Genomic DNA, 11000 nt, shown 5'->3' on the forward strand with positions numbered 1-11000 from the left:
GGAACAGTCGACACCAGTCGATCCGCATCCGCCTAGCAGCCGGAAGGCCCGGCATCAGCGCATGTCAGACGCGCCGATGCCGTAGGAAAGGACCGATATCCGTGGCTCAGCGCGTAGTGGTCACGCTCTCCGACGACATCGACGGGGGAGAAGCGGCGGAAACGGTCACCTTCGCCCTGGACGGGAAGTCGTACGAGATCGACCTCAATCCCGTCAACGCAAAAAAACTGCGGAAGGCGCTGGCCCCGTACATGACGGCCGGCCGAAAGCAGACAAATGCCAGTAAGCATGGCAAGACCCCGGTGTCGTACCACCACACGTCCCTCGCGCCCGACCCGGCGGCCGTGCGCGCCTGGGCGCGCTCGCACCGGATGGAGGTGCCGGCCCGCGGCCGGATCCCCAAGAAGGTCTACGAGGCGTTCCAGGCCGCCAGTTGAGAGGTTCTTCCGGAACGTCCCGTTCCGGAACGATCTCCCCGGCTCCCCGGCGGAACACCCCGGGGAGCCGACTTGCACAACACCCCTGCAGGTCGGCTAGAGTCTGAAGCACGCCGAAGGGCAAGGCCGAAAGGCCGGGCCTCACGCAGCGTGCGGGTGTAGTTCAGTAGTAGAACATCCCCCTTCCAGGGGGAAGGCGCAGTGTGCAATTCCTGTCACCCGCTCTTCACTGCCTTGCCGGACCACTCCTGTGGATCAGGTAGAGTAGTGACCGCTCCACCGGTGAAAGCCGAGTGGCAGCAATGCGGACGTAGCTCAGTTGGTAGAGCGCAACCTTGCCAAGGTTGAGGTCGCCAGTTCGAACCTGGTCGTCCGCTCTTGTTCAAAGGCCCCGGTCGATATCGACCGGGGCCTTTGTCGTATCCATTGCCGACCCATGACGTTTGTCATGAGCAGTGATGACAGCGCGCACTGCGCACCGCCCTGATCCGGCGGAAGTCTTGGGTCATGACCAGCGACGACTTTCTCCTCCCCGGCGCGGCCATCGAAGCGAGCGAGGTCCGGCGGTGTTACGCCGGCGGCTTCGAGGCCGTGAGCGGGATCTCCTTCTCCGTGGCGCGCGGCGAGCTCTTCGCCCTGCTCGGGACCAACGGCGCGGGAAAGACCTCCACCGTCGAGCTGCTGGAGGGACTGGCCCGCCCGGACAGCGGCACCGTGCGCGTACTCGGCCACGATCCGTACAGCGAGCGCGCGGCCGTCCGGCCCCGGACCGGAGTGATGCTCCAGGAGGGCGGCTTCCCGTCCGACCTGACGGTCACCGAGACCCTGCGGTTGTGGGCGGGCTGCACCAGCGGGGCCGGGCCGCCCCGCGAGGTGCTCGACAGGGTGGGCCTCGGTGGCCGGGCCGGCGTCCGGGTCAAGCAGCTCTCCGGCGGGGAGCGCCGCCGCCTCGACCTGGCACTGGCCCTGCTCGGACGCCCGGAGGTCCTCTTCCTGGACGAGCCGACGACGGGGCTCGACGCCGAGGGCCGGCGCGACACCTGGCGGCTGGTGCGGGAGCTGCGGGACGACGGCACGACCGTCCTGCTGACCACGCACTACCTGGAGGAGGCCGAGGCGCTCGCCGACCGGCTGGCGATCATGCACCAGGGACGGATCGTCACCTCGGGCACGATCGCCGAGGTGACGGCCGAGCGTCCCGCCCGGATCCGCTTCGAGCTCCCCGAAGGGGTGACAGCGGCACAGCTCCCGCTGACGCTGCGGGCCGCGGCCGACGGCCGGCGCATCGACATCCGCACCCACGAGCTTCAGGAATCCCTCCACGAACTGCTGCTCTGGGCCCGGGAGTCCGGCGTGCGGTTGCACGGGCTCGATGCCCGTTCCGCCTCGCTCGAAGAGGCGTTCCTGGACATCGCGAACACGCACGCACAGGCGGAGAGGGTGGCGACGGCATGACGAGCACCACGACGACGGGGCGGCTGGGCGCCCTCGGACGTGCCGAGCTGACCCTGCTCGTACGCAACAGGACGGCGGTGTTCGTCGCCCTGCTGATGCCCCTGATGATGATCTTCGCGATGAAGTCCTCACTGGACCGGATCGACCTCGGCGGGACCGGACTGACCGTCGCCGGAGCGGCCCTGACCGGGGGCCTCGGCATGGTGCTGCTCCAGGTCGTCTACATGAACCTGGTCGCCACCTACGTGGCCCGTCGCGAGGAACTCGTCCTGAAGCGGCTGCGCACGGGAGAGGTCTCCGACCGCGAGATCCTCACCGGTACGGCGCTCCCGGCGGTGTCGCTGGCCCTCGCCCAGTGCGTCCTGATGATTGTCGTCGGAGGGCTCGCCTTCGGCCTGGGCGCACCCCGGCAGCCCGGACTGCTGGTCCTGGGGCTGCTCCTGGGACTGCTGCTGCTGTCGGCGCTGGCGGCGGTCACGTCCGCGACGACGCGCACGGTGCAGACCGCCCAGCTCACCACGCTGCCGGTGTTCTTCGTGTCGATACTGGGCTCCGGTCTCTTCGTACCGCTGGAGGTCCTCCCGGACCGTGCCGCTTCGCTGTGCGAACTGCTCCCGATGACAGGTGTGATGACGCTCGTACGGGCCGGCTGGCTGGGCGGCGGGGAGGGCTACGACCTGCTCGGGTCGGGGCTGACGGCACTGGCCTGGACCGTGTGCGGGGTGTTTGCTGTGCAGCGCTGGTTCCGCTGGGATCCACGACGATGAGCCGGCCGCCGAACAGCGGGACACAGGCAGCGGAACACGGGGACGGGAGCACCATGACCACGGAGAAGACGGGCGGGGACCCGCTGTGGGCGCGGCTGTTCGGACGTCGGGCACTGCGGTCCGCCAGGACCGACACCGCGAAGGTCGAGCTCTACACGCGCTTTACCTTCCACGCGATGGCCGGTGCCGAAGCCGGTGCGCTCGCCTTTCCGCAACTGTTCGCCGATCGGCAGCCCGCGGGTGTGTGGCTGTTCCTTCTCCTGCTCGCGCACTCGGTGGTCTGTGCCGTCCTCACCTCCAGAGCCCTCGACTGGCGGCTGGGCCGCAGGGAGCGTCCCGTATCGCTGATGGCGGCCACCGCCGCACTGTCCGGTGCGGGCGTCCTGGCCCTTCTCCTGCTGCTCGACACCGGGGCGATCACCAAGCAGGACGACTTCGGGCTGCTGATGATGGGGATCCCCGCCTTCGGCGTGGCGACGCTGGTGCTCGGTCTGCGGACGACGGAAGCGCGCGTGTACGCGGTGCTCGGTGCCCCGACAGCGACAGCCGTCGTCACGGCCGTCCTGGGGCTGGGCCTGCGGCAGACCTGGCTGAACTTCGTCGGGGTCGCCGCCGCCGGTTCGCTGCTCGCCCTCACGTACGTCTTCTCGGCCTGGCTCGTCGGCGTCGTCCGGGAACTGGACGCCTCGCACGAACTTCGGACCCGCCTCGCGGTCGCTGAGGAACGGCTTCGGTTCGGGCGGGACATGCACGATGTGATGGGGCGCAATCTCGCCGTGATGGCCCTGAAGAGCGAGCTGGCGGTCCAACTGGCCGAGCGGGGAAGGCCGGAGGCCGTCTCGCAGATGGCCGAGGTGCAGCGGATCGCCCAGGAGTCGCAGCGCGAGGTCCGGGACGTCGTACGCGGCTACCGGGAGGCGGACCTGCGTATCGAACTGGAGGGGGCGGTGGGCGTGCTGAAGGCCGCGGGGATCGACTGCGTGATCCATGGGCTCGACGACGGTCCGCCGGCCCTCCCGCCGGACCTCCAGTCCGCGCTGGGGTGGGTGGTACGGGAGGCGACGACGAACGTGCTGCGGCACGGCGACCCCCGGCGGTGCACGATCCGGCTCGCCACGACGGAGCCGTCCGGGGCGAGCGGGTCGCCCGGAGGCCCGCGGCCTCCTCGACAGGGAGAGGTGGTGCTGACGGTGCAGAACGACGGCGTGCCCGAGCCGGCCGTCGTCCCGGGCGAAGGCGCGAACGAGGACGGGACCGGGGCGAGTACGGGCACCGGCTCCGGCCTGGTGGGCCTGCAGGAACGGCTCGCCGCCCACGGCGGGACGCTGGAAGCGGGCCCGACCCCGGGCGACGGATGCTTCCGGCTGACCGCGCGGGTGCCCCTGCCCGCTCCGGGCACGGACCACGACCGGGGCTCCCGCGCCTCCGCCGGCTCCTCCGGTCCGGATGAGGTGGCCGCGTGATGCCCGGACAACGACCGGCCCCCATACGGGTCCTGCTGGCCGAGGACGAGCACCTGATCCGCGGCGCACTCGCCGCGCTGCTCGCCCTCGAGGACGACATCCTCCTGGTCGCCGAGGCGGCGACCGGACCCGAGGCGCTCGCGATGGCGATGGCGCACCGGCCGGACGTCGCGGTCCTGGACCTGGAGATGCCGGGCGCGGACGGTGTGAAGGTCGCCACATCCCTGCGCACCGGACTGCCCGGCTGCCGGACCATGATCGTGACGAGTCACGGCAGACCCGGGCACCTGAAGCGGGCGCTCGCGGCGGGCGTCCGCGCCTTCGTCCCGAAGACGGTCAGCGCCCGCCGGCTGGCCGAGATCATTCGTACGGTGCACGCGGGAAACCGCTATGTGGACCCCGAGTTGGCCGCCGACGCGATCTCCGCCGGGGACTCCCCGCTGACCGCGCGCGAGGCCGAGGTGCTGGAACTCGCGGCGGACGGTGCGCCCGTCGCGGAGATCGCGGAGCGGGCGTCGCTGTCCCAGGGGACCGTGCGCAACTACCTGTCCTCGGCCGCGTCCAAAGTCGGTGCCGAGAACCGTCATACGGCAGTGCGTCTCGCACGGGAGCGGGGTTGGGTATAGTTAGCAGCGCGCTTCGGCGCATGCGAACGTAGCTCAGCTGGTAGAGCGCAACCTTGCCAAGGTTGAGGTCGCGAGTTCGAACCTCGTCGTTCGCTCCACACAAGAAGGCCCCGGTCCTCGTGACCGGGGCCTTCTGCTGTTACGACCAGCGGGTGCCGGTCAGGAGCTCGTACGCGTCCAGGTACTTCGCCCGGGTCGCGTCGACGATCGCCTGCGGCAGCGCCGGGGGCGGCTGCTCGCTGTGGCGGTCCCAGCCTGAGGCCGCCGAGGTCAGCCAGTCGCGCACGAACTGCTTGTCGTACGAGGGCTGCGCCTTGCCCGGCTTCCAGGTCGCGGCGGGCCAGAAGCGCGAGGAGTCCGGGGTCAGCACCTCGTCCGCGATGATCAGCTCCTCGCCGCCGTCCGCGGTGGGCGCGAAGCCGAATTCGAACTTCGTGTCGGCGAGGATGATCCCGCGCTCACGCGCGATGTCCCGTGCACGGCCGTACACGGCGAGCGTCGTCTGCCGCAGCGCGGCGGCCGTCTCGGCGCCGACCTCGCCGACGACCTCCTCGTACGACACGTTCTCGTCGTGGTCCCCGACCGCGGCCTTGGTGGCGGGCGTGAAGATGGGCACCGGGAGTTCGGAGCCGTCGACGAGCCCCTCGGGAAGCGCGAGCCCGCAGACCGTACGCGTCGCGTTGTACTCGATCAGTCCGGACCCCGTCAGATACCCACGGGCGACGCACTCGACCGGGACCATCCGCAGCGACCTGCAGATCAGCGTGCGGCCCGCCCAGTCGGCGGGAGCTCCGGCGGGGAGCTCCGAGGACAGGACGTGGTTCGGCACGAGATCGGCGAACTGGTCGAACCACCACAGCGACAGCTGCGTGAGCACCCGCCCCTTGTCCGGGATCTCGGTGGGCAGGACCCAGTCGTACGCGGACATACGGTCGCTGGCGACCATGACCAGGTCGCCCGCCTCGTTCCGGTACAGGTCGCGCACCTTGCCGGTGTGCAGGTGGGTGAGCCCCGGCACCTGCACGGGCTCGGGCTTTTCTACGAAACCGGACACGCTGCCTCCGCGTAGGTTGATCCAGGAGTCGCTCCGATTGTCCCGCATGCGAACGGGCCACGACGCCACGGGTCCGCCTCGGTCGGTGGCGCGGGCGGGAAGCCGCTCAGTCGCGCTTGCAGATCCGGTCGAGCAGGTTGGCCGTGGCCCGCTGGATGCGGGTGTCGACATGGCCCGGCCGGTCCAGCGCCGGTGACCAGGCGAAGGTTCCCGACGCGAAGACCAGCGCACCGGACGGCGCCCGGTACAGCGAGGTCTCCTGATGCCGCGTGGCCCCGTCGCCGTCCCGGTAGGGGGAGTGCGCGAGCAGTATGCGGTTCTCGTGCTCCGGCAGCGACGTACGCGGGAAGTAGCGGTCGGCCTCACCGGCGACCAGCCCGTCGATCTCGTCGCCCTCGGCCGCTCCGGTGGCCTCCCAGAGCCAGTGCTCGGCGTTGCGGACGACCAGGGGGTGGGCCTCGGGGACCCGGCCCGCGTACTGGATGCCGAGCAGCTGCTGTTCGGCACGGTCGACCTCGCGCCACAGCGCGGACTTGCCCGGCCCGCTGCGCTTGCGGCAGGTCAGCAGGCGGTCGGGAACCCCCGACGGGGACGGGGAGAGGCCGACCTGCCAGTACATGGTGTTCGCGGAGAGGAAGACGAGCGAGGTGCCGGTGTCGCGGGCACGCTCCGCGGTACGGCGCATGGGCACCGACCAGTACTCGTCGTGGCCGGGGAAGACCAGACCGCGGTAGCGGCTGGTGTCGACACGGCCGGCGTGCAGATCGCGGGCGTCGGCGTACGCGAGGTCGTAGCCGTAGCGCTCGGCCCAGCGGATGAAGTCGTAGGCGTGGCCGACGTGCAGGGGCAGTCCCGCGCCCGCGTAGGGGCGGTCGAAGGAGATCGTGGAAGCGGCGTCCTCCTCGCCCAGCAGCCGACCCTGTTCGTCCCAGGCGTGATAGAGGCTGGCGCCGGTGCGGCCGTCCTCCGGGTAGAGGTTGTACGCCTGCCAGGTGATGTCCGGGAGCAGGAGCAGCAGATCCGCCGGGTGGTCGTCGCGGACCGTGAAGGGGATGTGGGAGCGGTAGCCGTCGGCGGTGGTGAGGACCGCGACGTACGCGCCGACCGACCAGTAACTGGGGATCTGCAGACGCCAGGAGAGCCACCAGTGATGGCAGGAGACCGTACGGTCGGCGGCGAGCGGGGCCGGCTGGACGATGCCGGACAGTCGCGGGCTCGTGGTGATCTTGGCGGCGCCGTCGCCCGCGTAGTGGCCGATGCGGTAGATGTCGACGGAGAACTGCTGGGGCGGGTCCACCGTGATGTGGAAGTCGATCGCCTCGCCGGGTGCCGCGGCGCCGGGTGACACGAAGCCCTTGATCTGGCGGTGCACATCGTCGGCCGCACGCGTGCCGCCACCGGCCCCGCCGCGGCCCAGGTCGGGATCGGCGTACCAGGGGACGACCTGGCCGGTGTCGTCGAAGTAGTTCTCGCTGCCCCGGAGCCACGGCAGCGGGCCCTGCCCGAAGGGGTCGCTCACCGCGTGCGCGAGGGCACCTGATTCCCATCGCCGGATCTGCTCGGCCCCCATGTCGCTCCCCTCCCTCGTCCCCCGGACCACACTGGTGCGCCGGATGTCAGCGCCGGTCCCCAGCACATCACATAACGCATGCACTCCGTCACCGTTCGTCGCGAATTGACGTGAACGGAACGTAACCTTCCGGATGTTGGGGACATGGGGGACGCAGGAGACACATGGGTGTACTGGGAGACCAAGGCGTATACAGGCCCGCGGGTACCGCTTGGGGCAGCCGTTCACACCAGCCGTACGGGCTTGTCGGTGCGGACGCCCAGGCCGGAGAGCCAGGAACGCAGAGGCTCCGCGTCACCGTCCTCGACGAGGCTGAGAACGGGAGCACCCAGGTCCGACCTGCGTCCGCCGTCGACCAGCAGCGCCGGCCCGTCGAGCCAGTCGAGGCCGGGCGCCGCCCCCGCCGTGTCCACGGCCGCGCAGCAGACCATCGCCACGACGTGATCGGCCAGCAACTCCGCACCCGTGCGCGGAGGCTGGAGCGGGAACAGCGGGAGCGGCACGGGGCCCCAGAGGTCGAGGGGGTCCGGATCCGCTCCGGGCTGCGCACCGTCCGCCGGGCCGCCGGCCCGGGGCGGTGGTGCCGCTCCCGCCTCGTCGCGGGCCACGGCGGCACCGATCCCGGCGGCGAGCTCCTCGGCGTTCCCGCCGGGTGCCGCCAGGTGGTCGATGACACGGGCCAGCGTCGGCACCGCGGTGCCGACCGGCTCGGCGGGCGGGGCGCGGTGCACACCCGCGGACACGCCCAGGGAGTCGAGCACGCGGTGGAGCCGGGCCGCCTCCGTACGCCACTTCCGGTCGACGACCTCTTCCGGATACTGCTGCCAGTCGACCGGGGACCAGTCGGGGCCGCTCTCCGCGGGGCCACCGTGGAAGAGCCGCGCGGCCAGCAGGGAAGCCGCTTCGTCGGCCACGCCCGGCTCCTCCAGAAGATCGCAGGCAGGGCGCTCCCCGAGCCGCGAGGTGAAGCCCTCCGCCAGCCGGTCGCGCCGGGAGAGCTCGGTGAGCGCGGAGACGACACCGGCGTCGAGCCGGGAGGGCCAGCGGCCCATCCGCCAGGCGGGCAGCGCGACCCGGGTCAGCAGCCGGTCCCAGCCCGCGTAGGCGAGGCCGACCTGCTCCTGGGCGACGATCCGCAGTCCGTAGTCCACCCCCTGGGCGCGCACCGAGGCGGCGGCGGCGACGCAGCGCTCCATCTCGGCCGCATGACTGCGACAACCGCGCAGCAGCATCCTGGCGATCCAGCCGACGAAGGCGGCCGGCACCCTGCGCACGGCCCCCTGGCCGGGTACGGAGGCATCGGCGACGGCGGCATCGAGTCCACGTACGAAACGGCGGGCGGCGGCTATGTCCGGGTGCGCGGACGGACCGGTCCCCGCGACGACCGGAGCCAGCACCGCCCGCAGCTCGGCGACCCGCATCCACCACAGGAAGGGCGAGCCGATCACGAGCACGGGCGCGGCAGGAACCCGTCGGCCGCGCCGGCCGCCCGACAGCCCCTTGGCCAGGTCCGTCGCCCTCTGCTGGGCGGCGGGGTGCGTACGGTCCTCCAGCCAGCTGTCGCAGTCCGGCGTCAGAGCTATGGCGGAGGGCGCAGGGACGTCGAGCCGGTCGGCCAGATCACGGACCAGCCGGTAGAGATCGGGGGCCGCCTCCTCCGTGAGCGGCACGGTCGGACTGACCGCGGGCCGCGCCCGCGCCACCGCGGCGGCGACCGCGACGGCGAGCAGCAGCACGACGACGGCGCAGACCGTCACCCCCCAGCGGACCGTGTCCCACGCACCGCCGCCGATGTGGCCCTGTGCGCCCGCGACGAGCAGCACGACGGCCGCAGCCGCGGGCAGGATGGCCACGGCCACGGCTCTGCTGCGGATACGCAGCAGAGCCAGGGCACGGGCACGCGCTGAAAGCGCACCCAGCTCCTCAACCGAACCGGTACCGGACACGGCCTGACGTCACCCCCTCTGCCCCCGCGACGGTGTTGGTCACTCCCCCACTGTGGCACCCACCACCGACATCGCAATGCCGGTGGGCCAAGTGCCGGAACGCTTGCGCCGCACCCTAGTTGGGGCCTCGGCGGACGTCATCCGGATGGCCCAGTCGTCACCCGATGGAATGGCTTTGGGCAAAGCTGCTGACGCGCCGGTGCACAAGGGTCCGCTGTTACGGGTGACGCTCTGCCGGACCCGTGCCGGTGGTTCCGGAGGAGCCGTTACCCGCCCGTACCCGCCCGTACACACCCGTGCCCGGCCACTCCGGGAAGTGGCCGGGCACGGAAGCACGCAAGAACGGACCGGGGGCCGGGACCGGGACCGGGCTGAGACGGCCGGGACCGTCGGGCCTCGGGCCCCAGGACTCGGGCCTCAGGCCTCCTCGGCAGCCTTGCGGGCGATGTCCGTACGGTGCTGGGAGCCGTCGAGCCGGATCCGGCCGAGGGCCTTGTAGGCGCGCTCACGGGCCATCGAGAGGTCCGAACCGGTCGCCGTGACGGAGAGCACGCGCCCCCCGGCGCTGACGACCGCGTCGCCGTCCTGCCGCGTACCGGCGTGCAGGACGAACGCGTGCGGGGCATCCTTCGCCGCCACATCCGCGAGACCGTCGATCGGGTCACCCGTGCGGGGTGTGCCCGGGTAGTTGTGCGAGGCGATGACCACGGTGACGGCAGCGTCGTCGCGCCAGTTCAGCGGGGGTACGAGGTCCAGGGTGCCGTTCGCGGAACCGAGCAGGACACCGGCCAGCGGGGTCTTCAGCCGGGCCAGGACCACCTGGGTCTCCGGGTCTCCGAAACGGGCGTTGAACTCGATGACCCGTACCCCGCGCGAGGTGATCGCGAGGCCGGCGTACAGCAGCCCCGAGAAGGGCGTACCGCGGCGGCGGAGCTCGTCGACGGTCGGCTGGAGGACGGTCTCCATGACCTCGTCGACCAGCTTCGGGTCGGCCCACGGAAGCGGGGAGTACGCGCCCATGCCGCCGGTGTTCGGGCCCTCGTCGCCGTCCAGGGCGCGCTTGAAGTCCTGTGCCGGCTGCAACGGCAGGACCGTGGTGCCGTCGGTGATCGCGAAGAGGCTCACCTCGGGGCCGTCGAGGAACTCCTCGATGACCACACGGTCGCAGGCGAGCGCATGGGCGCGGGCCTCTTCGACGTCGTCGGTGACGACGACGCCCTTACCGGCCGCGAGACCGTCGTCCTTGACGACGTACGGGGCTCCGAAGGCGTCGAGTGCCTCGTCGATCTCGGCAGCCGTCGTGCAGACGTAGCTGCGGGCGGTCGGGACGTTGGCACCGGCCATGACGTCCTTGGCGAACGCCTTGGAGCCCTCCAGCTGGGCCGCCTCGCGCGAGGGGCCGAAGCAGGGGATGCCGACCGCGCGCACGGCGTCGGCGACCCCGGCGACAAGCGGTGCCTCCGGGCCGACGACCACCAGCTCGGCGCCCAGCTCGGTGGCGAGGCGCGCGACGGCTTCGCCGTCGAGTGCGTCGACCGGGTGCAGTTCGGCCACCTCTGCGATTCCGGCGTTGCCGGGGGCGCAGTACAGAGCGGTGACATCGGGGTCGAGGGAGAGAGAGCGGCACAGGGCGTGTTCGCGGGCGCCGCCGCCGATGACGAGGACCTTCACGGGTGCAGCCT

The 11000-nt window shown here is 71.5% G+C and carries 9 protein-coding genes and 3 tRNA genes; 8 read left to right on the top strand and 4 right to left on the bottom strand.

What is annotated here, in order from left to right:
• Positions 1 to 101 precede the first annotated feature (101 nt).
• From OG257_RS18660 to OG257_RS18695, 8 genes are all read left to right on the top strand, one after another.
• The gene (locus tag OG257_RS18660) at positions 102 to 437 is read left to right on the top strand and encodes a histone-like nucleoid-structuring protein Lsr2 (RefSeq protein ID WP_329208851.1); all 336 of its coding nucleotides are present in this window, start codon (positions 102 to 104) and stop codon (positions 435 to 437) included.
• A gap of 152 nt (positions 438 to 589) precedes the next feature.
• Positions 590 to 661, top strand: a tRNA-Gly gene (locus OG257_RS18665).
• A gap of 80 nt (positions 662 to 741) precedes the next feature.
• A tRNA-Gly gene (locus OG257_RS18670) sits at positions 742 to 814 on the top strand.
• A gap of 130 nt (positions 815 to 944) precedes the next feature.
• On the top strand, positions 945 to 1892 hold the full coding sequence (locus OG257_RS18675; RefSeq protein ID WP_329208853.1) for an ABC transporter ATP-binding protein: 948 nt from the start codon (positions 945 to 947) through the stop codon (positions 1890 to 1892).
• The gene (locus tag OG257_RS18680; RefSeq protein ID WP_329208855.1) at positions 1889 to 2659 is read left to right on the top strand and encodes an ABC transporter permease; all 771 of its coding nucleotides are present in this window, start codon (positions 1889 to 1891) and stop codon (positions 2657 to 2659) included. Before OG257_RS18675 ends, OG257_RS18680 begins: the two co-directional genes overlap by 4 nt.
• Before the next feature lie 53 nt (positions 2660 to 2712).
• Positions 2713 to 4122 (top strand): sensor histidine kinase, encoded by a 1410-nt coding sequence (locus tag OG257_RS18685; protein ID WP_329208857.1) that lies wholly within the window; start codon positions 2713 to 2715, stop codon positions 4120 to 4122.
• Positions 4122 to 4748, top strand: coding sequence for a response regulator transcription factor (locus tag OG257_RS18690; protein WP_329208859.1), 627 nt, complete (start codon positions 4122 to 4124; stop codon positions 4746 to 4748). Before OG257_RS18685 ends, OG257_RS18690 begins: the two co-directional genes overlap by 1 nt.
• A 22-nt stretch (positions 4749 to 4770) precedes the next feature.
• A tRNA-Gly gene (locus OG257_RS18695) sits at positions 4771 to 4846 on the top strand.
• A 41-nt stretch (positions 4847 to 4887) separates the two neighbouring features.
• Here the strand turns inward: OG257_RS18695 and OG257_RS18700 are convergent.
• The 4 genes from OG257_RS18700 to purD all read right to left on the bottom strand — a co-directional run bounded on the left by OG257_RS18700 (position 4888) and on the right by purD (position 10989).
• A complete protein-coding gene (locus OG257_RS18700; RefSeq protein ID WP_329208861.1) occupies positions 4888 to 5802 on the bottom strand; it encodes a phosphoribosylaminoimidazolesuccinocarboxamide synthase in 915 nt (304 codons plus the stop codon).
• Between the two features lie 106 nt (positions 5803 to 5908).
• Positions 5909 to 7372 (bottom strand): N,N-dimethylformamidase beta subunit family domain-containing protein, encoded by a 1464-nt coding sequence (locus tag OG257_RS18705; protein ID WP_329208863.1) that lies wholly within the window; start codon positions 7370 to 7372, stop codon positions 5909 to 5911.
• A 224-nt stretch (positions 7373 to 7596) separates the two neighbouring features.
• Positions 7597 to 9318 (bottom strand): hypothetical protein, encoded by a 1722-nt coding sequence (locus tag OG257_RS18710; protein WP_329208865.1) that lies wholly within the window; start codon positions 9316 to 9318, stop codon positions 7597 to 7599.
• Between the two features lie 417 nt (positions 9319 to 9735).
• Positions 9736 to 10989: a phosphoribosylamine--glycine ligase gene (purD, locus tag OG257_RS18715; RefSeq protein ID WP_329208866.1), complete on the bottom strand. Its 1254-nt coding sequence runs from the start codon at positions 10987 to 10989 to the stop codon at positions 9736 to 9738.
• Positions 10990 to 11000: the final 11 nt, after the last annotated feature.

The sequence above is a fragment of the Streptomyces sp. NBC_00683 genome, assembly GCF_036226745.1.
In the GTDB taxonomy this organism is placed as follows: Bacteria; Actinomycetota; Actinomycetes; order Streptomycetales; family Streptomycetaceae; genus Streptomyces.

What these genes read in the sequence shown, in the direction of transcription:
- OG257_RS18675 (WP_329208853.1), top strand. Translation starts at nt 945, where the DNA reads ATGACCAGCGACGACTTTCTCCTCCCCGGCGCGGCCATCGAAGCGAGC.
- OG257_RS18680 (WP_329208855.1), top strand. Translation starts at nt 1,889, where the DNA reads ATGACGAGCACCACGACGACGGGGCGGCTGGGCGCCCTCGGACGTGCC.
- OG257_RS18685 (WP_329208857.1), top strand. Translation starts at nt 2,713, where the DNA reads ATGACCACGGAGAAGACGGGCGGGGACCCGCTGTGGGCGCGGCTGTTC.
- OG257_RS18690 (WP_329208859.1), top strand. Translation starts at nt 4,122, where the DNA reads ATGCCCGGACAACGACCGGCCCCCATACGGGTCCTGCTGGCCGAGGAC.
- OG257_RS18705 (WP_329208863.1), bottom strand. Translation starts at nt 7,372, where the DNA reads ATGGGGGCCGAGCAGATCCGGCGATGGGAATCAGGTGCCCTCGCGCAC.